General features: G+C 70.2%; 22 protein-coding genes. 18 read left to right on the top strand and 4 right to left on the bottom strand.

Features of this window, described 5'->3' with window-relative positions; all coding sequences use genetic code 11:
• Nucleotides 1–85: 85 nt before the first annotated feature.
• The 6 genes from ACE3SG_RS19010 to pyk all read left to right on the top strand — a co-directional run bounded on the left by ACE3SG_RS19010 (nt 86) and on the right by pyk (nt 7,427).
• Nucleotides 86–820: an AzlC family ABC transporter permease gene (locus ACE3SG_RS19010; protein ID WP_374567653.1), complete on the top strand. Its 735-nt coding sequence runs from the start codon at nt 86–88 to the stop codon at nt 818–820.
• Nucleotides 817–1,146: an AzlD domain-containing protein gene (locus ACE3SG_RS19005; protein WP_374567651.1), complete on the top strand. Its 330-nt coding sequence runs from the start codon at nt 817–819 to the stop codon at nt 1,144–1,146. The genes ACE3SG_RS19010 and ACE3SG_RS19005 overlap by 4 nt, the downstream gene beginning before the upstream one ends.
• A gap of 64 nt (nt 1,147–1,210) precedes the next feature.
• Nucleotides 1,211–2,401, top strand: a complete 1,191-nt coding sequence (locus tag ACE3SG_RS19000) for a phosphoglycerate kinase (protein ID WP_374567678.1) — start codon at nt 1,211–1,213, stop codon at nt 2,399–2,401.
• Entirely contained in the window at nt 2,398–3,510 is a 1,113-nt protein-coding gene (locus ACE3SG_RS18995; RefSeq protein WP_374567649.1) for a cellulase family glycosylhydrolase, read from the top strand. The genes ACE3SG_RS19000 and ACE3SG_RS18995 overlap by 4 nt, the downstream gene beginning before the upstream one ends.
• Before the next feature lie 108 nt (nt 3,511–3,618).
• Complete coding sequence (locus tag ACE3SG_RS18990; protein ID WP_374567647.1) at nt 3,619–5,919, top strand: NADP-dependent malic enzyme; 2,301 nt, start codon at nt 3,619–3,621, stop codon at nt 5,917–5,919.
• A gap of 77 nt (nt 5,920–5,996) precedes the next feature.
• On the top strand, nt 5,997–7,427 hold the full coding sequence (gene pyk, locus ACE3SG_RS18985; RefSeq protein WP_374567644.1) for a pyruvate kinase: 1,431 nt from the start codon (nt 5,997–5,999) through the stop codon (nt 7,425–7,427).
• Between the two features lie 118 nt (nt 7,428–7,545).
• Here the strand turns inward: pyk and ACE3SG_RS18980 are convergent, their stop codons facing one another.
• On the bottom strand, nt 7,546–8,568 hold the full coding sequence (locus tag ACE3SG_RS18980) for an STAS-like domain-containing protein (RefSeq protein WP_374567642.1): 1,023 nt from the start codon (nt 8,566–8,568) through the stop codon (nt 7,546–7,548).
• Nucleotides 8,569–8,899: 331 nt separating this feature from the next.
• On the opposite strand from ACE3SG_RS18980, the gene fba reads away from it, so the two are divergent.
• The 3 genes from fba to ACE3SG_RS18965 all read left to right on the top strand — a co-directional run bounded on the left by fba (nt 8,900) and on the right by ACE3SG_RS18965 (nt 12,113).
• Nucleotides 8,900–9,964, top strand: coding sequence for a class II fructose-bisphosphate aldolase (gene fba / locus ACE3SG_RS18975; RefSeq protein ID WP_374567640.1), 1,065 nt, complete (start codon nt 8,900–8,902; stop codon nt 9,962–9,964).
• Between the two features lie 115 nt (nt 9,965–10,079).
• Complete coding sequence (locus ACE3SG_RS18970) at nt 10,080–10,991, top strand: phosphoribosylaminoimidazolesuccinocarboxamide synthase (protein ID WP_374567638.1); 912 nt, start codon at nt 10,080–10,082, stop codon at nt 10,989–10,991.
• A gap of 15 nt (nt 10,992–11,006) precedes the next feature.
• Nucleotides 11,007–12,113, top strand: coding sequence for a hypothetical protein (locus ACE3SG_RS18965; RefSeq protein WP_374567637.1), 1,107 nt, complete (start codon nt 11,007–11,009; stop codon nt 12,111–12,113).
• A gap of 38 nt (nt 12,114–12,151) precedes the next feature.
• Here ACE3SG_RS18965 and ACE3SG_RS18960 read toward each other — a convergent pair whose 3' ends face one another.
• Nucleotides 12,152–13,120 carry a tetratricopeptide repeat protein gene (locus ACE3SG_RS18960; protein ID WP_374567636.1) on the bottom strand — a complete coding sequence of 323 codons (969 nt, stop codon included), beginning with the start codon at nt 13,118–13,120 and terminating at the stop codon, nt 12,152–12,154.
• Between the two features lie 116 nt (nt 13,121–13,236).
• Here ACE3SG_RS18960 and purE point away from each other — a divergent pair, with 116 nt between their 5' ends.
• From purE to ACE3SG_RS18930, 6 genes are all read left to right on the top strand, one after another.
• Nucleotides 13,237–13,701, top strand: coding sequence for a 5-(carboxyamino)imidazole ribonucleotide mutase (gene purE, locus ACE3SG_RS18955; protein ID WP_374567676.1), 465 nt, complete (start codon nt 13,237–13,239; stop codon nt 13,699–13,701).
• Between the two features lie 41 nt (nt 13,702–13,742).
• On the top strand, nt 13,743–14,879 hold the full coding sequence (locus tag ACE3SG_RS18950) for a 5-(carboxyamino)imidazole ribonucleotide synthase (protein WP_374567675.1): 1,137 nt from the start codon (nt 13,743–13,745) through the stop codon (nt 14,877–14,879).
• 67 nt (nt 14,880–14,946) lie between these two features.
• A complete protein-coding gene (locus ACE3SG_RS18945) occupies nt 14,947–15,945 on the top strand; it encodes an L-threonylcarbamoyladenylate synthase (protein ID WP_374567635.1) in 999 nt (332 codons plus the stop codon).
• A 42-nt stretch (nt 15,946–15,987) separates the two neighbouring features.
• Nucleotides 15,988–16,965: an SGNH/GDSL hydrolase family protein gene (locus ACE3SG_RS18940; RefSeq protein ID WP_374567634.1), complete on the top strand. Its 978-nt coding sequence runs from the start codon at nt 15,988–15,990 to the stop codon at nt 16,963–16,965.
• Nucleotides 16,966–17,218: 253 nt separating this feature from the next.
• Nucleotides 17,219–18,316 (top strand): SGNH/GDSL hydrolase family protein, encoded by a 1,098-nt coding sequence (locus tag ACE3SG_RS18935; protein WP_374567633.1) that lies wholly within the window; start codon nt 17,219–17,221, stop codon nt 18,314–18,316.
• Nucleotides 18,317–18,354: 38 nt separating this feature from the next.
• Nucleotides 18,355–19,026 (top strand): OmpW family protein, encoded by a 672-nt coding sequence (locus ACE3SG_RS18930; RefSeq protein WP_374567632.1) that lies wholly within the window; start codon nt 18,355–18,357, stop codon nt 19,024–19,026.
• Nucleotides 19,027–19,083: 57 nt separating this feature from the next.
• On the opposite strand, the gene ACE3SG_RS18925 is transcribed toward ACE3SG_RS18930, so the two are convergent.
• Together ACE3SG_RS18925 and ACE3SG_RS18920 are read right to left on the bottom strand one after the other, a co-directional pair.
• Nucleotides 19,084–19,386, bottom strand: coding sequence for a SemiSWEET transporter (locus ACE3SG_RS18925; protein ID WP_374567630.1), 303 nt, complete (start codon nt 19,384–19,386; stop codon nt 19,084–19,086).
• Nucleotides 19,387–19,416: 30 nt separating this feature from the next.
• Complete coding sequence (locus tag ACE3SG_RS18920; RefSeq protein WP_374567628.1) at nt 19,417–20,919, bottom strand: D-alanyl-D-alanine carboxypeptidase/D-alanyl-D-alanine-endopeptidase; 1,503 nt, start codon at nt 20,917–20,919, stop codon at nt 19,417–19,419.
• A 168-nt stretch (nt 20,920–21,087) separates the two neighbouring features.
• On the opposite strand from ACE3SG_RS18920, the gene tsaB reads away from it, so the two are divergent.
• The 3 genes from tsaB to ACE3SG_RS18905 are packed head-to-tail and all read left to right on the top strand — an operon-like array spanning nt 21,088 to nt 23,179.
• A complete protein-coding gene (tsaB, locus tag ACE3SG_RS18915; RefSeq protein WP_374567626.1) occupies nt 21,088–21,861 on the top strand; it encodes a tRNA (adenosine(37)-N6)-threonylcarbamoyltransferase complex dimerization subunit type 1 TsaB in 774 nt (257 codons plus the stop codon).
• Complete coding sequence (rimI, locus tag ACE3SG_RS18910; RefSeq protein ID WP_374567624.1) at nt 21,858–22,361, top strand: ribosomal protein S18-alanine N-acetyltransferase; 504 nt, start codon at nt 21,858–21,860, stop codon at nt 22,359–22,361. The genes tsaB and rimI overlap by 4 nt, the downstream gene beginning before the upstream one ends.
• Complete coding sequence (locus tag ACE3SG_RS18905; RefSeq protein ID WP_374567623.1) at nt 22,361–23,179, top strand: uracil-DNA glycosylase family protein; 819 nt, start codon at nt 22,361–22,363, stop codon at nt 23,177–23,179. The genes rimI and ACE3SG_RS18905 overlap by 1 nt, the downstream gene beginning before the upstream one ends.
• Nucleotides 23,180–23,466: the final 287 nt, after the last annotated feature.

The raw sequence follows: 23,466 nt of genomic DNA, 5'->3' as shown, positions 1-23,466 counted from the left end.
CGACCCCAATGCCCAAGTCGTTGAGCTTGCAAGCTTGCAAAGCCGTTGAGCACCGGTGCAGGTCGGTCCATACGAGAATGCGACGATGTCCGGAGTAACCCTAGCCTTGCCTGTTTGGCAACACCCCGAATTCCGCCGCGGCGCCCGTGAGATGACCGGCATCGCGCTGGGCCTGGCCGCGTGGGGCCTGGTGACTGGCGTGGCGATGGTCAAGAGCGGCTTGCCGATTCCGCTGGCGTTGCTGATGACCTTCGTCGTCTTTGCCGGCAGCGCGCAACTGGCCTCGCTGCCACTGATTGCCAGCGACGCGCCGATCTGGGTCGTCTGGGCCACCGCGGCGTGTGTCAACCTGCGGTTCGTGATCTTCAGCGCCGGTTGGCGGCCGTATTTCGGCCACCTGCCGTTGCGCGAGCGGCTGCTGCATGGCTACTTCACCGCCGACCTGAACTACGTGATGTTCATGCGGCGCTTCCCCGAGCCCAAGCCGTCGGCCGACCAGGGGCCGTACTTCTGGGGCGGTGTCGCGATCAACTGGGTCACCTGGCAGGCGATGTCGCTGCTGGGCGTTGCGCTGGCCGACCGCATCCCGACCGCCTGGGGGCTGGGTTTCGCGGGCACGCTGGCCTTGCTGGGCCTGACGGGCTCGCTGCTGTCGGACCGGGCGACCTGGATCGCCGCGGCGATCGCCGCCTGCGCGGCGGTGGCGGCCTTCGCGCTGCCGTTCAAGCTCAACATCGTCGTTGCGATCGCTGCGGCGGTGGCGGTTGGCATCGTGCTCGACCACTTCAACCCGTTCACGCAGGAAAAGGCCGCCCGATGAGCACGTGGGAGGCGATGGTCTCGATCCTGGGCCTGGGCGTCATCACGGTGCTGACGCGTTCGTTCTTTCTCTTGCCCCAGCGTGAGGTGCCGATTCCGGTGTGGTTGCGCGAGGCGCTTCGTTACGCGCCGCTGGCCGCGCTGGTGGCCGTGATCGCGCCCGAAGTCATCATGAAAGACGGGCACCTGATCCAGACGTGGCAGGATGCGCGCCTGTACGCCGCCGCCGCCGGGGCGCTGTGGTACTGGTGGCGCCGTGGCATCCTCGGCACCATCGTCTGCGGCACCGCGGTGCTGCTGGCGTTGCGTTTCGGCCTGGGCTGGTAGGCGCCCGGCGCCGGCGCGGCGCCCAGATCGCTTTCCTTTTCCATCCGAGAACGACACCACCATGATGAAAGTGCTCCGCTTTTCCGACCTCGTCGCCCAAGGCCAAGTGCAGGGCAAGCGCGTGTTCATCCGCGCCGACCTGAACGTGCCGCAAGACGATGCCGGCCGCATCACCGAAGACACCCGCATCCGCGCTTCGGTGCCCTGCATCAAGCTGGCGCTCGACGCCGGCGCTGCGGTGATGGTCACCAGCCACCTGGGCCGCCCGACCGAGGGTGAGTTCAAGCCCGAGGATTCGCTCAAGCCGGTGGGCGAGCGCCTGGCCGAGCTGCTGGGCCGCGAAGTCAAGCTGGTCGCCAACTGGGTCGACGGCGTCGACGTCAAGCCCGGCCAGATCGTGCTGCTCGAGAACTGCCGCCTGAACAAGGGCGAGAAGAAGAACAACGAAGAGCTGGCCAAGAAGATGGCCGCGCTGTGCGACATCTTCGTGCACGACGCCTTCGGCACCGCGCACCGCGCCGAGGCCTCGACCTACGGCATCGCGCAGTTCGCCCCGGTGGCCTGCGCCGGCCCGCTGCTGGCGGCCGAGATCGACGCGATCGGCAAGGCGCTGGCCAACCCGAAGCGGCCGCTGGTGGCGATCGTCGCGGGCTCGAAGGTCTCGACCAAGCTGACCATCCTGCAGGCACTGGCCAAGAACGTCGACGGCCTGATCGTCGGCGGCGGCATCGCCAACACCTTCATGCTGGCCGCCGGCCTGAAGATTGGCAAGAGCCTGGCCGAACCCGACCTGCTGGGCGACGCCACCGCGGTGATCGCGGCGATGAAGGCCCGCGGCGCCGAGGTGCCGATCCCTGAAGACGTGGTGACCGCCAAGGCCTTCGCCGCCGACGCGCCGGCCACGGTGAAGGCCGCCACGGAGGTGGCCGACGACGACCTGATCCTCGACATCGGCCCGAAGACCGCCGCCAAGCTGGCGGCGCAACTCAAGGCCGCCGGCACCATCGTCTGGAACGGCCCGGTCGGCGTGTTCGAGTTCGACGCCTTTGCCAAGGGCACCGAGACGATCGCCCGCGCCATCGCCGACAGCGACGCGTTCAGCATCGCCGGTGGCGGCGACACCCTGGCCGCGATCGCCAAGTACGGCATCGAGAAGGACGTGGGCTACATCTCCACCGGCGGCGGCGCCTTCCTCGAGATCCTGGAAGGCAAGACGCTGCCGGCGTTCGAGATCCTGGCCAAGCGCGCCGCGTGACGGTGCCCGCACGGCGCCGCGCCGCGGCGCTGCTCGCTGCGCTGGCCCTGGCGGCCGGCGCGGCGGCTGCGGCCGAACCGGCCGGCGTGCTGGGGGTGCAGAGCGGCGGCCGCCAGCTGCTGCGCGATTGCAAGCCCTGGGTGCCGCGGGGCCTGTCGTTCTTCGGCCGCCTGCTGCCCAGCCCGCGGCCGGCCGACCCGAGCACCGGCGCCGCGCGCGAGCGCTACGGCGCCACCGCGCTGCCGCTGGCGAGCGCGATCGGGGCCGACGTCGTGCGGCTGCAGATCGGCCAACCCTTTCTCGACCCTCAGTCGCCCGAGTACGACAAGAACTACCTCGCCGAGGTGAAGGGCGCGGTGGCCGAGGCCCGCCGCGCCGGCTTCAGCGTGATCCTGTCGCTGCAATGGGAAGGACGCACCGGCGTCAAGCCGGTCGAGATGCTGCCCAAGGCCTCGGCCCTGCGGGCGTGGGCGGCCGTGGCGCCTGCCTTTGTCGACGACCTGGGCATCGCCTTCGAGCTGTTCAACGAGCCTGCCAGCCCGCCCGACCCGGGCCCCGGCGTGTGGGAGGCCTGGCGCGCCGGCCACCAGGCCCTGATCGACGCATTGCGCAAGAGCGGCGTGCGCAACCTGCTGATCGCCGACGGCCTGCGCGGCGCGCAGCGGCTGGACGGCGCCCCGGCGCTGAACGACCCGCTGGGCCAGTTGGCCTATGCGGTGCACCCGTACTTCGGCGCCGAAGACAACTCACCCGCCGGCTGGGACCAGCGCTTCGGCCGCTTCGCCGCCAGCCACCCCGTGATCGCCACCGAGTGGGGCCATGCGGCGCGGCACTGCGATCGGGGTGCCGCCGACACGGTCGAGCAGTTACTCGGTTACCTCGCCGACCGCCGCATCGGCGTCATCGGCTACGGGGCCGACGAGGTCCACAGCCGGCTGCTGCGCTGGGACGGCGACAAGCCCGTCTGGTCGAGCTACAAGAACCGCCCCTGCGACGGCGGCGCCGCCGGCCCCGGCGAGCTGATGCGGGCGTTGTTCGACCGCCAGGCGCGCGAAGCGGCCGCCGCCCATGCCGTGGCCCCTGCGGCCTGCGAGCGCCCGCCGCGCTGACCGTTGCGGCGCCGCCGCGAATCGCGGCTTTCCACATCAGCGGGGCAGGGTTAGGCTGCTACGCTGGGCACAAGACCCGTAAGCAAGCCTCGTGAGGAGACATTCGAGATGGCATCCCCCCTGACCCCGGCCGAACAGGCCCTGCGCGACGCTGCGCTCGACTACCACCGCAGCCCGACGCGCGGCAAGATCGCCGTCACGCCGACCAAGCCGCTGTCGAACCAGCGCGACCTGTCGCTCGCCTACTCACCCGGCGTGGCCTACGCCTGCCTGGCGATCGAAGAAGACCCAAAGCTGGCGGCCGACTTCACCTCGCGCGCCAACCTCGTCGGCGTGGTGACCAACGGCACTGCGGTGCTGGGCCTGGGCAACATCGGCCCGCTGGCCGGCAAGCCGGTGATGGAGGGCAAGGGCTGCTTGTTCAAGAAGTTCGCCGGCATCGACGTGTTCGACATCGAGCTGGCCGAGAACGACCCCGACAAGCTGGTCGAGATCATCGCCGCGCTCGAGCCCACGCTGGGCGGCATCAACCTCGAAGACATCAAGGCGCCCGAGTGCTTCTATGTCGAGCAGAAGCTGCGCGAGCGGCTGAACATCCCCGTCTTCCACGATGATCAGCATGGCACCGCGATCATCTCCAGCGCCGCGCTGATCAACGGGCTGGAGCTGGTGGGCAAGAAGATCGGCGAGGTCAAGCTCGCCGTGTCGGGCGCCGGTGCCGCCGCGATCGCCTGCCTGGACCTGATGGTCAGCCTGGGCGTCAAGCGCGAGAACATCTTCGTCGTCGACTCCAAGGGGGTGGTGCGCGAAGGCCGCGGCGACACGCTGGACCCGTCCAAGCGCCGCTATTGCCAGCACACCAGCGCGCGCACGCTGGCCGACGTGGTCGACGGGGCCGATGTCTTCCTCGGCTGCTCGGCGCCCGGTGTGCTGACCGGCGAGATGGTCAAGACGATGGCGGCCCAGCCGATCATCCTGGCGCTGGCCAACCCCGAGCCCGAGATCCGGCCCGAGGTGGCCAAGGCCGCGCGGCCCGACTGCATCATCGCCACTGGCCGCTCGGACTACCCGAACCAGGTCAACAACGTCCTGTGCTTCCCGTACATCTTCCGCGGCGCGCTCGATTGCGGCGCAACGCGCATCACCGAGGCGATGAAGCTGGCCTGCGTGCGCGAGATTGCCGCGCTGGCCAAGGCCGAGATGAGCGACGAGGTGGCCGCGGCCTACGCCGGGCAAGAGCTGAAGTTCGGGCCCGACTACCTGATCCCGACGCCGTTCGATGCGCGCCTGATCCTGCGCATTGCGCCGGCGGTGGCGCTGGCCGCGGCCGAGTCTGGTGTTGCCACACGCCCGATCACCGACCCGCAGGCCTACCGCGAACAGCTGACCAAATACGTCTACCAGACCGGCATGTTCATGCGCCCGGTTTTCCTGGCCGCCAAGGCCAAGCCGGCGCGCGTGGTCTACGCCGAGGGCGAAGACGAGCGGGTGCTGCGCGCGGTGCAGGTGGTCAAGGACGAAGGGCTGGCCCAGCCGATCCTCGTCGGCCGGCCGAGTGTGATCGAGATGCGCATCGAGCGCGCCGGCCTGCGGCTGAAGGCCGGCGTCGATTTCGAGCTGGTCGACCCCGAAGACGACCCGCGCTACCGCGCCTGCTGGGAGGACTACCACCGCCTGATGGGCCGCGACGGCATTTCGCCCGAGGCCGCCAAGGCGGCGCTGCGCCGCTCGAACACCTTGATCTCGTCGATGCTGGTGCGCCGCGGCGATGCCGACGCGCTGCTGTGTGGCCTGGTCGGCCGCTTCGACCACCACTTCGACCACGTCAAGAACGTGATCGGCGCGCGGCCCGGCTCCGGCACGATGGCGACGATGAACGCGCTGATGCTCGAGCAGCACACGCTGTTCATCGCCGACACCTTCGTCAACGAAGAGCCGAGCGCCGAGCAACTGGCCGAGATCGCGCAGATGGCGGCCGAAGAGGTGCAACGCTTCGGCATGCCGGCCAAGGTGGCCTTCCTGTCGCACTCGATGTACGGCTCGTCGACCCGCGCGTCGGCCAAGCGCATGCGCGCCGCGCGTGAGCTGTTCGTTCAGCGCTGCCCCGGCATCGAAAGCGACGGCGAGATGCAGGGCGATGCGGCCTTGTCGGAAACGATCCGCCGCGCGGTGCTGCCCGACACCACGCTGAGCGGCGCTGCCAACCTGCTGGTGCTGCCCAACATCGACGCCGCGAACATCCTGTTCAACGTGCTGAAGGTGACCGGCGGCCACGGCGTGACGGTGGGCCCGATCCTGCTCGGGGCGGCGGCCACGGCGCACATCCTGACGCCGTCGGCGACGATGCGGCGGGTGGTCAACATGACCGCGCTGGCGGTCACCGACGTGGCCGCGTCACGGGCTGTGTAATCGGGTGGTAACCGGCGAGCAGCCGGTCTGTCGATAATCGGCCGCTGAAACAAAAGTACACCTCACTGGAGAACCCCATGTCCCGCGCCACCAAGATCGTTGCCACCCTCGGCCCTGCCTCCAGCGACGCCGATGTGCTGGAGCGCTTGCTGCGGGCCGGGGTGGACGTGGTGCGGCTGAACTTCAGCCACGGCAAGGCGCAAGACCACATCGCGCGGGCCAGGCTGGTGCGCGAGTGCGCGGCCCGTGTCGGCAACCCGGTGGCGCTGATGGCCGACCTGCAGGGCCCGAAGATCCGGGTCGGCAAGTTCGCCGAAGGCAAGGTGATGCTCGAAAAGGGCGCTCCGTTCGTGCTGGACGCCGGCCGCACCGAGCCGGGCGACATCAACGGTGTCGGGCTGGACTACAAGGAGCTGCCGCGCGACGTGAAGCCCGGCGACACGCTGCTGCTCAACGACGGGCTGATCGTGCTGACGGTCGACCGTGTGCTCGGCGAGCAGGTGCACACGCTGGTCAAGATCGGCGGCGAGTTGTCCAACAACAAGGGCATCAACAAGCAGGGCGGCGGCCTGACCGCGCCGGCGTTGACCGCCAAGGACATGGAAGACATCAAGACCGCGATGAGCTTCCAGTGCGACTACCTGGCGGTGAGCTTTCCGAAGAATGCGACCGACATGGAAATGGCGCGCCAGCTGGCCAATGTGGCCGGCGAGCCGTGGCGCCACAAGCCGGCGATGATCGCCAAGATCGAGCGCAGCGAGGCCATCCCACACTTGGAGGCGATCCTGCGCGCGAGCGACGGCATCATGGTCGCGCGTGGCGACCTGGCGGTCGAGGTTGGCAACGCGGCGGTGCCGGCGCTGCAAAAGCGCATGATCCGCATGGCGCGCGAGATGGACAAGATCGCGATCACCGCCACGCAGATGATGGAGTCGATGATCTTGGCGCCGGTGCCCACCCGCGCCGAGGTCTCTGACGTGGCCAACGCAGTGCTCGACGGCACCGACGCGGTGATGCTGAGCGCCGAGACGGCCGCCGGCAAGTTCCCGGTCGAGACGGTCGAGCACATGGCGCTGATCGCGCTCGAGGCCGAGCGCGCCGACGAGGTCAAGCTCGAAGCCGACTTCACCAACAAGCAGTTCGGCCGCATCGACCAGTCGATCGCAATGGGCGCACTGTTCACCGCGCACCACCTGGGCTGCAAGGCCATCATCGCGCTGACCGAATCGGGCTCGACCGCGCTGTGGATGAGCCGGCACAACATCAAGGTGCCGATCTACGGCCTGACCAGCCAGGAGCGCTCGCAGTCACGCATGGCGCTGTACCGCAACGTGCGGCCGATCCTGATGGCCAACTACTCCGACCGCGACCAGGCCTTGGCCGAGGCCGAACGCCTGCTCGTCGTGCGCGGCGTGCTGAAGCCCGGCGACACCTACGCCATCACCTGCGGCGAGCCGATGGGCTACCCCGGCGGAACCAACATGCTCAAAGTGTGCCGCGTCGGCTGACTTGACCAGCCCGCGCGAAGCGCCGGGCCTTCCAAGTGGCGTGCGCGGATCCGGCTTGGCCGGTCCGCTGCGCGAGCCCCCTCGGGGGGCAGGCCCGTGAGGGCCGTGGGGGCGCTGTCTACGCGGCTTGCGCCAGCTCGATCATCGCGTTCACACGCGGACCGGCGTTCTTGACCACCAACTGCACGGCCGTCTGGTTGCGGCCGAAGACGCGGAACAGTTCGTCGGCAAAACCCTGGCCGATGTGCTCGATGCCGGTGAAATCCAACTCGGCCTGCTTGAACTCGGTCAGGCGGGCCGCGACGCGGCGTGCCTGGGCGCGGGATTCGAGCCCGGTGTCTTCGTTGACGATCAGGCGCAAAGGCAGGGTGGTGCGTTCGATCGAATAGCCTTGGGCATCGAGGCTGGCCGAGCGCATCACCTCGTCGAGCGTGCGGGTCGTGTCCAGCGCGATCGCCAGGTAGATGGCGCTGCCTTGTTGTTGCTTCACGGCGCGGGCCTGCTTCCAGCTGCGCGGGTCCCATTCACGGTGCTGGAAGGCGACCGCGTTGGCGTGCAGGTCGAACACGTCGGCCAGCCGCGAGGTGAAGTACAGGCCGCGCCCGGTGTGGCGCTCGGGCGCGCTGGTCAGCTTGCCTTTGCTCAGCTCCAGCATCGCCATCGCCGGGTCTTCGATCTCGAAACCCTCGCGGATCTTGTCGAACAGGCCGCGGCCATCGTCCGACACCAGCAACTGCAGGTGGGCCGGGGTCTGGCGCATCGAAATCGTGACGAACTGGCCTTCGCTGTGGTCGATGGCGTTGTTCAGCAGTTCGGTGAAGGCGTGCTGCATCAGCTGGCGCACGTTCTTCGGCATCTCGAAATGGGGCGCGAAGTCGCGCGACCAGGGCAGGTCTTCGTTCAGCCCGGCCAGCGGGTAGCGTTGCACGATTTGGCGTAACCGCCCCGGCGAGTAGCGCGCCCGCCGGCCTTCGCCGCTGGCCTGCAGCCAGCCCAGGCCGACCAGTTGCTTGACCAGGGCGCGGGCCTTGCCAATGCCGCAGCCGGCGCGTGCGGCCACTGCTTTCGCAAGGTCGGCCGGGTGCTCTTCGGCAACGCGGGTGATCCAGGTGGTGACTTGAGCCAGTTCGATGCGGGCCATGGTGGGGGCTTTCGTGACAGCAGAGGAGGGCGGGCCGCGGCGGCCGCGAATCCCGGGTTTCCAGGCTCACAGTGTTGGCCGATCGGGCGCAAACTGGAGCCGGAAAAGCGGCGGCTTTCGGGCCCAGTTCCGGGCCGGCAGGGGCGCGTTGGCCTGGCACGCGTGCTGCTTGTCACGCCCCAAGTTTGTGGAAGGGCCGACCAGGGGCGCTCGGTAGAATCGGCCGAGTTACGGCGCGATTACATCGGCCCGGCCCCTGCCTCCCGAGCGACGGCGGCGGCCCGGCCCGCCCGGCGCCGGGGCCTGTTTTTCAACTGCAGTGAGGAAGACCATGCCTCTCGTTTCCATGCGCCAGCTGCTGGACCATGCCGCCGAAAACGGCTACGGCATCCCGGCTTTCAACGTCAACAACCTCGAACAGGTCCAGGCCGTGATGACCGCCGCGGCGGAAGTCGGCGCGCCGGTGATCCTGCAAGCCAGCGCCGGTGCCCGCAAGTACGCCGGCGAGGCCTTCATCAAGCACCTGATCCAGGCGGCCGTCGAGGCCTGGCCGCAGATCCCGCTGGTGATGCACCAGGACCACGGCCAGAGCCCCGACGTGTGCCGCGGCGCGATGGCGCTGGGCTTCGGCTCGGTGATGATGGACGGCTCGCTCGAAGCCGACGGCAAGACCATCGCCAGCTACGACTACAACGTCGACGTGACGCGCAAGGTGGTCGACATGGCCCACGCCCAGGGCGTGACCGTCGAAGGTGAGCTGGGCTGCCTGGGTTCGCTCGAAACCATGCAGGGCGACAAGGAAGACGGCCACGGCACCGACGCCGTGATGACCCACGACCAGCTGCTGACCGACCCCGAGCAGGCGGCCGACTTCGTCAAGCGCACCCAGCTCGACGCACTGGCCATCGCCATCGGCACCAGCCACGGCGCCTACAAGTTCACCCGCAAGCCCACCGGCGACATCCTCGCCATCGGCCGCGTGAAAGAGATCCACAAGCGCATCCCCAACACCCACCTGGTGATGCACGGCTCGTCGTCGGTGCCGCAAGACTTGCTGGCGATCATCAACCAGTACGGCGGCAAGATGAAAGAGACGTACGGCGTGCCGATCGAAGAGATCCAGGAAGCCATCAAGCACGGCGTGCGCAAGATCAACATCGACACCGACATCCGCCTGGCGATGACCGGCGCGGTGCGCAAGTTCATGGCCGAGAACCCCGACAAGTTCGACGCCCGCGAATGGCTCAAGCCGGCCCGCGAAGCCGCGATGAAGATCTGCCGCCAGCGCTACATCGAGTTCGGCTGCGAAGGCCAGGCCGGCAAGATCAAGCCGGTGACGATGGTCGACATGGCCAAGCGCTACGCCAACGGCGAGCTGGCCCAGACGGTGGTCTGAGCCCCCGTGTGACGAATTGCAGGCGGCCCCCGACGGGGCCGTTTTGCTTGGGGCCGGAGCCGCCGGCGGACGAGCAAGCCACCTACAATCAACGGCTCATTTTTCGTCCCGTGCCATGACTGCTTCGCTGCTCCAGAGTTCGCTGCATTCCCTTCCCCTGCTGGCGCGCGGCAAGGTGCGGGACAACTACGCGGTCGGCACCGACCGCATCCTGATGATCGCCAGCGACCGCCTGTCGGCTTTCGACGTCGTGATGGGCGAGCCGATCCCCGGCAAGGGCGAGCTGTTGACCCAGATGGCGCTGTTCTGGTTCGAGCGCCTGAAAGACGTGGTGCCCAACCACCTGACCGGTGAGGCGCCCGAGTCGGTGGTCGCGCCGGACGAAGTGGCCCAGGTGCGTGGCCGTTCGATGCTGGTCAAGCGCCTGAAGCCCGTTCCGGTCGAGGCCGTGGTGCGTGGCTACCTGGCCGGCTCGGGCTGGCAGGAATACCAGCAGTCGCAATCGGTGTGCGGCGTCGCGCTGCCGGCCGGCCTGCACAACGCCGCCAAGCTGCCCGAGCCGATCTTCACCCCGGCCACCAAGGCCGAGATGGGCGAACACGACGAGAACATCTCGTTCGAGCAGATGGCCGACCAGATCGGCCGCCCGCTGGCCGAGCAGGTGCGGTCCGTCGCGATCCGCCTGTACAAGGAAGCGGCCGCCTTTGCGCTGACCAAGGGCATCATCATTGCCGACACCAAATTCGAATTCGGCCTCGACGCCGATGGCACGCTGACGCTGATGGACGAGGTGCTGACGCCCGATTCGTCGCGCTACTGGCCGGTCGAGGGCTATGCCGACGCGGTCAAGACCGGCGCCAACCCGCCCAGCTACGACAAGCAGTTCGTGCGCGACTGGCTCGAGCAGGTCCGCATCGACGGCCAACCCTGGCCGAAGACGGCGCCGGCACCGGCGCTGCCGCCTGAGGTGGTGCAGCGCACGGCCGCGAAGTACCACGAAGCCTTCGAGCGCCTCGGCGCCCGCTGACCGGTCGCCGCCACCGTGGTCGCCTCCCGCCTGATCGAGCGCCTGGACGGCGCGATAACCGTCGCGTCGGAACCGCTGCAGCGCGAATACCTGAAGGCCGAGCGGGCCGGGGCGATCGCGCGCTTGGGCTTGCTGCCGGACGCGCGCTTTGCGCTGTCGGGCCTGCGGACCCAGAACCAGCGCCACAAAGACCCGTTGCTGTCGGCCTGGATCCACCTCGTCGACGGCCAGATCGACCATTTCGACACGATCGCGCCGAAGGCTGTCGAGAAGTTCCAGCGCGCGCTCGAGCTGGCCGAATCGGCCGGCCACCTGCCGATGCAGGCGCTGGCCTCGGCCTGGCTGGCCAACTGCGCCTTCAATGCGTCCGACATCCCGGCGCTGACGCGCCACATCGCCGCCGCGTTGAACCTGGCCGAGCCCGACCAGCACGCCGCCCGGGCCCGCGTGGGCCTGGTGCTGGCCGATGCCTACCGCTGCGGCGGCGACGACGCCAATTCCCAGACCTGGTACCTGCGCGCTCGGGCCCACGCCAGCGCCGATGGCGACAGCTCGATGATCAGCGCGATGCTGCACAACATCGCCTCGATGCGCTCGGGCCAGATCGCGCTGGCCGACGCCTTCGGCCGCGCCGACACCGAGCAGGCCCGCAAGGCGCTGCTCGAAGCCGAATCGACCGCCAACTACGACTGGGGTACCGGCGTGGCGTCGTTGTCGACCCTGGTGCCGGTGATCCGCGCGCAGTTCCTGGTGGTGCTGGGCCGTTTCGACGAGGCGGCCCGCCTGTTCAACGACCACCTGGACCGTGCCCGCCACGAGGGCATGGCGCACCGCGAGCCGCGCCTGCTGGCCGACCGTGCCTGGTGCCATGTGCGCCTGGGCCAGGTGGCGCAGGCGCTGGCCGATGCTCGCGCGGCCGAAACCGGCGTGGCCGGCCAACGCGATGCCGACGACCGCGCGGCCACCTATGCCCGCTTGGCACGCATCCACCGCCACGGCGGGCGTGACGGCGTGGCCGACGCGCTGCAGGCTCAGGCCGAAGCGGCGCTGGCAGAGCACCAGGCCGAACAGGTCGCGCTGCGCGAGGCGCTGGACCGCACCCTGGCCGGGCTGGAGAAGTAGGCCGGCCCGCCGCTGCAGCGGCGGGCCGAGCCGGCCGCTCAGAACAGGGCCATGCTGAGCTTGCGGCGGTACTGGTCGAGCACCGGGTCGGCCGCGGGAGCGGCGGCGGCCTTGCCGGTCAGCTCCAGCGTGCCCTTGGCGGCGCCGGCCGCCGGGTCGGCCTTGGCGGCCGGCTTGGTCATCAGCTCAAGGATCGCCACATAGGTCTTGCGCGCGAGTTCCTGGTTCCAGGTCTTGTCGCGCATCAGGATCTCCAGCAGCTCGTCCATCGCCGCCGTCGTCTGGCCATGGGCGAACAGCCACTGGGCACGCTCGAAGCGGGCCTCGAAATCGCGCCGGTTGGCGCCGATGGCCGCGTCCAGCGCCGCCATCGGCCGGGCCGCCGGCGCCGCCTCGCAGGCCTTCAGCCAGTGCTCGATCGCGGCGTAACGGGTGTCCGACAGCACCTTGCTCGCCACCGGCTCGAAGGCCTGGCGGGCCTGGGCGGTGCGGGCCGGGTCGGTCGCGGCTTCGCCGAGCAGCAGCTTCAGGTAGTCGATGCGGGCGCCGTCGTTGGACGGGTCGATCGCCACCGCTTCCTGCAGCTTCGCCAGCGCGGCGTCGATGTCGCCGCCTTCGGCCAGCAGCTGCTCGGCCTCGGCCACCTCGGCGTCGGCCTCGAGCTCGTCGATGCTGGGCACGTGCTTGTCGAGGAACTTGCGGACCTCGGCCTCGGGCAGCGCGCCGACGAAGCCATCGACCGGCTGGCCCTGCGAGAACAGCACACAGAACGGGATCGAACGCACGCCGAAGGCCTGGCTCAGCTGGCCGGCGATCTCGGGCTGCTCGTCGCTGTTGAGCTTGGCCAGCATGAAACGGCCTTCGTAGGCGGTCTCGAGTTTCTCGAGCACCGGCCCCAAGCTCTTGCACGGCCCGCACCAGGGCGCCCAGATGTCCAGCAGCACCGGTTGCTGCATGGAGGCGCCGATCAGCTCGGTCTCGAAGTTCTGAATGGTGATGTCGATCATGTCGGAATATGAACTGAGGGCGAACGGGGGCGAAACAAGCGCAGCCTAAAATCGCGCTTTTCCCGTGACCCGGAGCCGCAAGCTTGGAGCCTGCCCTGCCCGTGGTCGGCATCGTGATGGGGTCGTCCAGCGACTGGGACACCATGCAGATCGCCGCCCAGATTCTCGCCGAGTTCGGCATCGCCCACGAAGCCCGCGTGGTGTCCGCCCACCGCATGCCGGACGACATGTTCGCCTATGCCGACGCGGCCGCCGCGCGTGGGCTGAAGGCGATCATCGCCGGCGCCGGTGGCGCGGCGCACCTGCCCGGCATGCTGGCCGCCAAGACGGTCGTGCCCGTGCTGGGCGTGCCGGTGGCCAGCCGCCACCTCCAGGGCGTCGACTCGTTGCACTCGATCGTGCAGATGCCCAAGGGCGTCCCGGTGGCGACCTTTGCCATCGGCACCGCCGGCGCGGCCAACGCGGCGCTGTTCGCGGTGGCGATGCTGGCCAACGAAGACGCAGGCCTGCGCGAAAAGCTGGCGGACTACCGTGCCAAGCAGACCGAAGCGGCGCGGGCCATGAGCCAGGAGTTGAAGTGAGCGTTGCCAAGCCGCTGTTGCCGGGGGCCACGCTCGGCGTGATGGGCGGGGGCCAACTGGGCCGCATGTTCGTGCACGCGGCGCAGGCCATGGGCTACGCGACCGCGGTGCTCGATGCCGACCCGACCAGCCCGGCCGGCCTGGTCTCGCACCACCACCTGCTGGCCGCCTACACCGACACCGCGGCGCTGGCCGAGCTGGCCCGCGTGGCCGACGCGGTGACAACCGAATTCGAAAACGTGCCGGCGCCGGCGCTGCGTGTGCTGGCCGAATCGCGCCCGGTGGCGCCCGGCGCCGACGCGGTCGCGATCTGCCAGGACCGGGCGGCCGAAAAGGCCCACTTCGGCCGTGCCGGCGTGCCCTGCGCGCCGTATGCGGTGATCGACGCCGAGGCGGCGCTGGCCGCTGTCGACGCGGCGCTGTTGCCGGGCATCCTGAAGACCGCCACCTTGGGCTACGACGGCAAGGGCCAGGCCCGCGTGGCCGACCGCACCGAGCTGGCCAACGCCTGGCAACGGCTGGGCAAGGCGCGCTGTGTGCTGGAGCAACTGCTGCCGCTGCAGCGCGAGCTGTCGGTCATCGTCGCCCGCGGCGCCGACGGCCAGGCGGTGACCTTCCCGGTGCAGCAGAACCTGCACCGTGACGGCATCCTCGCCGTCACACAGGTGCCGGCGCCCGATGTGCCGTCCGCCCTGGCCGACGAGGCGGCGCGCTGCGCGAAGGCGATCGCTGCATCGATGGACTATGTCGGCGTGTTGTGCGTCGAGTTCTTTGTCGTCGCAGACGCGGCGGGCGCACTGCGGCTGGTGGCCAACGAAATGGCGCCGCGCCCGCACAACTCGGGCCACTACACGATCGACGCCTGCGATGTCTCGCAGTTCGACCTGCAAGTGCGCTGCATGGCCGGCCTGCCTCTGGTCAGCCCGCGCCTGCACTCGCCGGGGGTGATGCTGAACCTGCTGGGCGACCTCTGGTTCGTCGGCGGCGCTGCCCAGCCCCAGACGCCGCGCTGGGCCGAGGTGCTGGCGCTGCCCGGTGCCCACCTGCACCTGTATGGCAAGGCTGATGCACGCCCGGGCCGCAAGATGGGGCACCTGACCTTCACCGGCGCGACACCCGAGGACACCCGCGCCCAGGCCTTGAAGGCTTGTGCGCTGCTCGGCCTGCCGGCGTTCTGAGCGATGCCCGCCCGCATGTCGTTTCGCGCCGATCATGCCGCCCTGCGGCGCCCGCGCGTCGCCTGAGATGCCGATCCGCGACGGTGCCGATGCCACTGCCCTGCGCGAAGTTGCGCAGCGGCTGGCCGACGGCGAGCTGGTGGCGTTTCCGACCGAGACGGTCTACGGCCTGGGTGCCCGGGCCGACGACGACGCGGCGGTCGCCCGCATCTACGCCGCCAAGGGCCGGCCGGCCGACCACCCGCTGATTGTTCACGTGGCCCAGGCCGAGGGTGCGCGGGCCTTCGCCGCGGCCTGGCCGGCGCGCGCCCAGCGGCTGACCGAGGCCTTCTGGCCCGGCCCACTGACGGTGATCGTGCCGCGTGCGCCCGGCATGGGCACGGCCGCGGCCGGCGGGCAGGACACGATCGGCCTGCGCTGCCCGGCCCACCCGGTGGCCCATGCCTTGCTGGCCGAGGCCGCTGCGCTGGGTGTGGCGGGCGTGGCCGCACCGAGCGCCAACCGCTTCGGCCGTGTCAGCCCGACCCAGGCGGCGCACGTGGCGGCCGAGTTCGACCCTTCGCTGTGGGTGCTGGACGGCGGCCCCTGCGAAGTCGGCATCGAATCGGCGATCGTCGATTGCAGCCGCGACCGTGCGGTGCTGCTGCGCCCGGGCACCTTGACGCGCGAGCGCATCGAGGCCGCGCTGGGCGGCGAGCGGCTGGGCACGCGCGACCGCGACGCACCGCGCGCGTCCGGCACGCTGGAGGCGCACTACGCGCCGCGCGCCAAGGTCCGCCTGATGGAGGCGCCGGCCCTGAAGGCGGCGCTGTCGGTGCTGGGCCCGCTGGCCGGCGGGGCCAAGCCGCCGGTGGCGGTATATTCCCGTACCGTGGGCCCGCTGCCAGCGGGCATTCCCGGGCGCGCGATGCCGGCTGACGCTGCTGCCGCCGCCCAGGCCTTGTTCAGTGCGCTGCGCGAGCTCGACGCTTGCGGCACGCCGCTGATCTGGATCGAAACCCCGCCCGCCGAATCCGCCTGGGATGGCGTGCGGGACCGCCTTCAACGCGCCGCGGCGGCTGGCTGAGCTTCGCGCGCGACGACTGAAATCACCCGAACTGGAATGAGCATGATCTCGACTTCGTTGGCCCGCCGGGCCCCCCGCGTGTGGCGCCTGGTCGCGGGCGCTGCGCTGATGGCTGGCTTGCTGGTGGGCTGCGGCGGCAGCACCAGCCAGGTCGATGTGTTCGTGCCCGGCCGGTTGCTGGTCTTCGGCGACGAGCTGAGCGTGCTGACCAGCGATGGCCACAAGTTCACCGTCAACACCGTCAACGAAGACAGCGGCGCCTTGCAGTGCGGCAGCGGCCTGATCTGGGTCCAAGCCTTGGCGGCGCACTATCAGATGGTTTTCTCCGAATGCAACCCCGACGCGGTGGCGAATCCGAAAGCCAAGATGCTGGCGACCGAAGGCGCCACCGTCGACGAGCTCGGCACGCAGATCCGTGCCTTCACCTCGGGCGACAGCATCCAGGGCGATGACCTGGCGACCGTGCTGATCGGCATGAACGACGTGCTGCAGGCCTACGCCAGCTACCCCGCCGAGAGCGAAGACGTGCTGATCGCCCGCATGGAGGACGCCGGCCAGCGCGCGGCCGCGCAGGTCAACGACCTGGCCGCCAGTGGCGCGCGGGTGCTGGTCAGCACCATGCCCGACATGGGCCAGACGCCATTCGCCAAGGCCGAGAGCCAGGACAAGGGCGACATTGCCGCGCAGGTGCTGACGCGGCTGAGCAGTGCCTTCAACCGCAGCCTGCGGCTGAAGCTGACCAACGATGGCAGCAAGCTTGGCCTGCTGTTGCTCGACGACCTGGTGCACAGCATGGTGCGGGTGCCGGCGGCCTACAGCCTGGCCAACACCGATACGGCGATCTGCGACCCGCTGGCGCCGCTGCCGACCTGCAGCAACGACACGCTGATCCCCGCCGACAGTTCGCCGACGCCCAACGTCTCGACCTACATGTGGGCCGATGCGACACGCCCGGGGCTGCCGGTCCACCGGTCCCTCGGCTCCCAGGCGGTGACCCGCGCGTCGAACAACCCGTTCTGACGCACGGCCCGCGCCGCGTGACGGAGCTCACGCAACAGCCCTTTTGACGTTGCAGTTTCTAGGGGCTGTCAGCCCGCCGCCACACAGAGGGTTTGCCCCGGCGGCGGGCCGTTGACCCGCCTTTTATAGTTTTTCCACTAAATCGAACGGTCGTTCGATTTTCTGGCAGACGAGCGCCCTCCGGGGCTCGGCAGGCCGAGCCCGCCCCGGTGTCCCGATCCGGGAGCGGCCCTTCGTTTCTTGAGAGGTGGGCATGAAGAAATTTCATCCGTCATGGGTGGCGGCGGCGGCGACCGCTTTGTTGGTGGCTTGCAGCGGTGGCGGCGAAGGCAACCAGTCCCCGCGCGCCGAGTACGGCAAGATGGTCACGTTCGGCGACAGCCTGAGCGACGTCGGCAGCTACAACGTCGGCATCGTGGCCTACATGGGCGGCGGCCGGTACTCCATCAACACCGGCGACGCCGTCAACTGGACCGAACTGCTGGCCACCACGCTGGGCGTGGACGCGCTGTGCTCGGCCCAGACCGGCCTGAACACCAACCAGGCGCTGGTCGGCTTTCCGCCGGTGCCCGAAGTCAACCACACCGGTTGCTACAGCTACGCCCAGGGCGGCGCGCGGGTGACCAACCCCATCGGCCCGGGCAACGCAGCGCTGCTGGCGCTGGGTGATGCCTCGGGTGCGCTGGGCCAGTTGACCAAGCCGGTCGTCGAGCAGATCTCGCGCCACCTGGCCGCTTCCGGTGGCAGCTTCGCCGGTGACGACCTGGTCACCGTGATGGCCGGCGGCAACGACCTGTTCATGCAGCTGGCCGCGTTCAGCGCGATGGTCGGCGCCGGCATGCCGGTCGACCAGGCCTCGGAAGCCGTGGTCACGGCCATGGGCACCGCAGGTGCCGAACTGGCCGGTTATGTGAAGGGCCAGATCGTGGCCAACGGCGCCACCCACGTCGTCGTCGTCAATGTGCCCGACGCGGCCAACGCGCCGGCCTTCCTCGACGAGCCGGACACCCAGGCGCTGGTGACGGCGATGCTGACCACCTTCAACGGCCAGCTGGCCGCAGGGCTGGCCGGCACCGAAGACAAGGTTCTGCTGGTCGACGCCTACACAAACAGCCAGGACCAGGCCGCGCACCCGGCTCAGTACGGCCTGACCAATGTCACGACGCCGGCCTGCGACCTCACCGGTGCCCTGGCCTCGCTGCCGACCTCGCTGGTCTGCTCGGTCGACACGCTGGTCACCGGCGTCACCGAAACCTGGCAGTACGCCGACACGGTGCACCCGACGCCTTACGGCTACAAGCTGCTCGCCCAGCTGGTGACGGCTGAAATGTCGAAGAAGGGCTGGCTGTGAGCCGGCGGCATCTGCGCAGCAACAAGGACCTGTCCATCATGAAGAAAACTCTCACCTCCGCGCTGATGCTGACGGCCCTGGCCCTGGCGTCGAACGCGGCGCTGGCGCAAGACGCCGGCACCGTGGCGGTCAAGTTCGGCTACAACCAGATCGTTCCGCAGGTCAGCAGCGGCAACCTGTCGGCGCCCAGCATGCCGGGCACCAAGATCGACGTGAAGGAAGCCGGCGCGCCGATCTTCACGCTGACCTACATGTACTCGTCGGACATCTCGTTCGAGCTGTACGCCGGCCTGCCGTACGAGCACGACATCGTCGGCGACGGCGCGATCAAGGGCGTGGGCAAGATCGCCACCGTCAAGCAGGTCTCGCCGACGCTGTTCGCCCAGTACCGCTTCCTCGACAAGGAATCGACCGTCCGCCCGTACGTCGGCCTGGGTATCACCTATGCCTACTTCTACGGCGAAGAAGGCAGCGGCAACCTGACCGCGCTGACCAACCCGGGCGGCGAAGCCACGCTGCTGGAAGTCGACGACGCCTGGGGCCTGTCGCCGCAGATCGGCGCCACCGTCAAGATCGACCGCAACTGGTTCGTCGACCTGTCGGTGATCAAGTCGTTCGTCAAGACGACCTCGCACCTGTCGACCGGCCAATCGATCGACACCAAGCTCGATCCGATGGCGATCAACATCGGGGTCGGCTACCGCTTCTGAGCGGCATCGGCACCCACGTCTGGACGGCGGCAGCGGCAACGGTGCCGCCGTTTTTCGTTAGTGGGGCCTGCGCTCGGCGTGTGAGCGCCGCACCCGCGCGTCCTCGCGCAGCTTGGTCACCAGGATGCTCGCGGCCAGCGGCAGCGTGACCGCGTTGGCGACGATCAGTGCCCAGTCCTGCTCGTGCCAACCGTAGATCAGCCACAGCGTGACACCGACCGTGAAGGCCACGTAGGTCAGCGCCGAGATGCCGCTGACATTGCGCGTTCGCAGGGTCAGCCAGGCCTGTGGCACGAAGGCCAGGGTCGTCAGCACGGCGGCGGGGTAGCCGAGCCAGTGGAGCAGCGGGTCGGGGATCATGGGCGGGCAGGGTTGGGCGCGGCGCACGCGTCAGCGCGCGCAGCAGCCGGGGGCGGCGGAAGGGGCGGGGAGGGCAGGGGTGTCGCGAATGACCCATTGGACGAGCGCGTCGAGCGCTGGCCGGGCCGCCACGGCGTTGGGGTGGTTGACGATCGCGACCAGCACATAACGGCGCCCCTTGTCTGACAGCACATAACCGGCCAATGCCGCCACGTCGCGCAGCGAGCCCGTCTTCAGGTGCGCGCGGCCGATGGTGGCGTTCAGGCGTTTCAGCGTGCCGTCGGTGCCGCTGACCGGCAGTGAGCTCACCAGCTCCGGCATCACCGGGCTGGCCCAGGCCGCTTGCAACAAGCGCGCCAGCAGCGCCGGGCTGATGCGGGCCTCGCGCGACAGGCCCGAGCCGTTGTCGACCACCGCCTGCTGCGCCGCCGCCTCGCCGAAGCGGCTGGCCAGCCAGCGCCGCAAGTGGTCGCGCGCGTCCTCGGGGCGGGTCGTGGGCAAGGCCGGCAGCGCTGCCGCGGCCCCGCTGGCGGCCGGCGCGGGCGGGGCCACCGCGGCGGGCTGCATCGACGTGGACGCTGCCGGCAGGCTCAGGAACAGCTGCTCGGCCATCACGTTGTTGCTGTACTTGTTGATGTCGCGGATCACCTCGGCCAGCGGTGGCGACGCCTGGTCGAAGGCCAGGCGTGCGCCCGGCGGCAGCGGGCCATCGCGCACGCTGCCGCCCAGGCGCCCGCCGAGCTCGCGCCACAGCTGGTCGACCAGCCGTGCGCCGTAGCCCTGCGCGTCGGCCGCGGCCAACGGCCAGCTGCGCTCGCCGCAGGCCAGCGGGTAGCTGCCGGCAAAGTGCACCCGCAGCGGGTCGGTCAGCTGGGGTTTCAGCGCCAGGCGCCAGTCGTCGCAAGGGCCGGTGGACAGCGGCACCGTCGCATCCACCTGCAGGCCGGCCAGCACCGGCTCCATCGCCACGCGCGCGAAGCCGAGCGCCGGCTCGGGCACGAAGCTGTAGTTGACCGACTTGAAGTTCAGCAGCAATGCGTCGGGCTGCACGTTCTGCGGCTTGTACGGCTCGCCGTCGAAATCGCCCGGCGAGCGCTCGGGCAGCGCGAAGGCCGAATGGTCGAGCACGATGTCGCCGCGGATCTCTCGCACGCCGGCTTGCTGCTGCAGCCGGCGCAGCAGCAGCCAGACCCGCTCGACCACCAGCTTGGGGTCGCCCCGGCCCTGGATCACGACCGAGCCGTCGAGCACGCCGTCGCGCAGCGGCCCGGTCAGGTAGACGGGCGTCGACCAGCTCCAGGCCGGGCCCAGCTGGTCGAGCGCAGCAAAGGTCGTGACGAGTTTGAAGACCGAGGCCGGGTTGACCGGGGGCTGCTCGTTCCAGGCCAGCACGGGCGGGCCATTGCCAACCTCTTGCACCACCACCGACAGGGCGCTGGCGGGCAGCTTCGCGCGCTTCAGCGCCGCTTCCACCTCGCCTGGCAACGCCTGGGCCTGCGCCGCGGCGGCCAGCCCGAGCAGGCCGCTTGCCATCCATCCCGACCACCGTCTCGCCCCACGGCGATCTACGCGGCCAGCCCGGCCGGCGCCCTCTGACCTGCATCCCATCGCGGCATGTTCGCACGGCTACACTTGGCCGATGCCTGCCCGCGCGCCCTTTGTTGTCTTTCCACGCCGCGTCTTGTCGGCACGGCGGCGCGCATGAAGCTGCTCGCGCTGGACACCGCCACCGAAGCGATGGCGGTGGGGCTCGCCGACGGTGCCGCGCACTCGGTGGTCAATGCCGAGGGCGGCGCGCAGGCCTCTGAACGCCTGATCCCGACCGCGCTGGAGCTGCTCGCGCAACGCGGGCTGGCGCCGCCGGCGCTCGACGCCATCGCCTTCGGCCAGGGGCCGGGCGCCTTCACCGGCCTGCGCACGGCCGTGTCGGTGGCGCAGGGCCTGGCCTTCGGCATCGGTTGCCCGGTGCTGCCGATCGACAGCCTGCTGATCGTGGCCGAAGACGCCCGTGCCCAGGCGCTGGGCGCGGACGGCAGCGAGCCTTTCGAGCTGTGGGTCGCGATGGACGCCCGCATGGACGAGGTCTACGCCGGCGCCTACCGGCACGACGGCCGGGCCTGGCTCACCTGCGAAGCGCCGGCCTTGTACGACCTGCCATCGCTGGCCGCCCGCTGGGGCGTGGCTGGTGCGCCGCCGAACCTGGCCGGCAGCGCGATCGAGGCCTTTGCCGGCCGCCTGCCCTGGGGCCAGGCCCGCCTGTGGCCACGCACCGCCGACCGCGCCGCGGCCTTGCTGCGCCTGGCCTGCGCCGCCTGGTCCGCTGGCCGTGGCGTGCCGGCGCGGCAGGCCTTGCCGGTGTACCTGCGCGACAAGGTGGCGTTGACCACCGCCGAACGTGCGGCGGTCGCGGCGGCCAAGGCGGCCGCTGCCGCCGCTGCCTCCACGGCGCCAGCCGGCGAGGGCGGCACGCGATGAGCGCCGTCGAGCGCCGCCCGCTGGTCACCGGCCAACGGCCGATGACGGTGACCGACCTCGACCAGGTGATGGCGATCGAGCTGCAGGCCTACCCGTTTCCGTGGTCGCGCGGGCACTTCACCGACTCGCTGGCCGCCGGTTACCTGGCCACGCTGCGGGTCACCGGGCGCGAGCTGATGGGCTACTACGTTGCGATGCCCGGGGTCGACGAACTGCACCTGCTCAACCTCACGGTGGCGCCGGCGCAGCAGGGCCGCGGCCACGCCCGCGCGCTGCTGGCCCACTTGGCCGACGAGGCCAAGGCGCACCATGCGGCGCAGATCTGGCTCGAGGTGCGCGAGAGCAACGAGCGGGCGCGGCGCCTGTACGAACGCTGGGGCTTCGAAGCCATCGGGCTGCGCAAGGGCTACTACCCGGCCGCCCACGGCCAGCGTGAACACGCGGTGGTGATGCGCTGGACGCCGAGCCCCGACACCGCCGAACCGGGGGCGACAAGCTGATGACCTGGACCGACCGCCAGCGCGCGATGCTGCGGGCCATGGGGCTGAGCGTCTGGGCGCCGCCCGGCATGCCGGGCGATGCGCCAGCCGAGGTGGTGGTCGACACGCCGCCCGCTGAAGCCATGGCACCCGCGGTGCCGTTGCCGGCACCGCCGGCGCCCGAGCGGCCGATCGTCCCGATCCGGCCGACCACCGCACAGGTCGCCGCCCCGGCCCCCGAGGCACGCGAACCGCTGACCGGCGAGGTGGCCGGCCTGGACTGGCCCGCGCTGCGCGAGGCGGTGGCCGCCTGCCGCGCCTGCGCGCTGTGCGACAGCCGCACCCAGACGGTGTTCGGCGTCGGCAACCCGCGGGCCCACTGGATGATCGTCGGCGAAGCGCCGGGTGAGCAAGAGGACCTGCGCGGCGAACCCTTCGTCGGCCCCGCCGGCCAGTTGCTCGACGCGATGCTGAAGGCACTGGGCCTGAAGCGCAGCGAGGCGCCGCCCGAACAACAGGTTTTCATCGCCAACACGCTGAAATGCCGGCCCCCGCGCAACCGCAACCCGGAGCCGGCCGAGCTGGCCCGCTGCGAGCCGTTCCTGCGCCGGCAGTTGGCGCTGGTGCAGCCGCGGGTGATCGTGGCGATGGGCCGCTTCGCGGTGCAGTCGCTGCTGCGCTCGGACGACGCGATCGGCCGCCTGCGCGGCCGCGTGCACCACTACGAAGGCGTGCCGCTGGTCGTCACCTACCACCCCGCCTACCTGCTGCGCCAACCGGCCGACAAGGCCAAGGCCTGGGAAGACCTCTGCCTGGCGGCCAGCCTGCTGGAGCGCTGATCGGGACGGGCGTTGGCCGGCGCTTTGGCCCGCCGGTGTCGGGCCATTCGGTGGATGTGGCCGTACCGTCGCCCGGCGCCCCAGCCAGCCAGCGCCGGGGCCGCCCGAAGTTGACAGGTCCATCCGTTCGGTGGGTACGGCAGTACCGTCGTCGAGTGCTCGCGCGGCCAGCGCACGGCCGCTCCGAAGCGGCCGCGCACCCTCTCGGAGGGTGGTGGCGGTACCCCGTCACCGGGTGCCCCATCAGCGCGGCCAGCGCCGGGCCGCTCCCAAGCGGCCGCGCACCC

The organism is Ideonella sp. (genome assembly GCF_041914305.1).
Taxonomy (GTDB): domain Bacteria; phylum Pseudomonadota; class Gammaproteobacteria; order Burkholderiales; family Burkholderiaceae_C; genus Ideonella.
The sequence above is the reverse complement of the archived record's forward strand: the minus strand, read 5'-3'. Positions and strand labels throughout refer to the sequence as shown.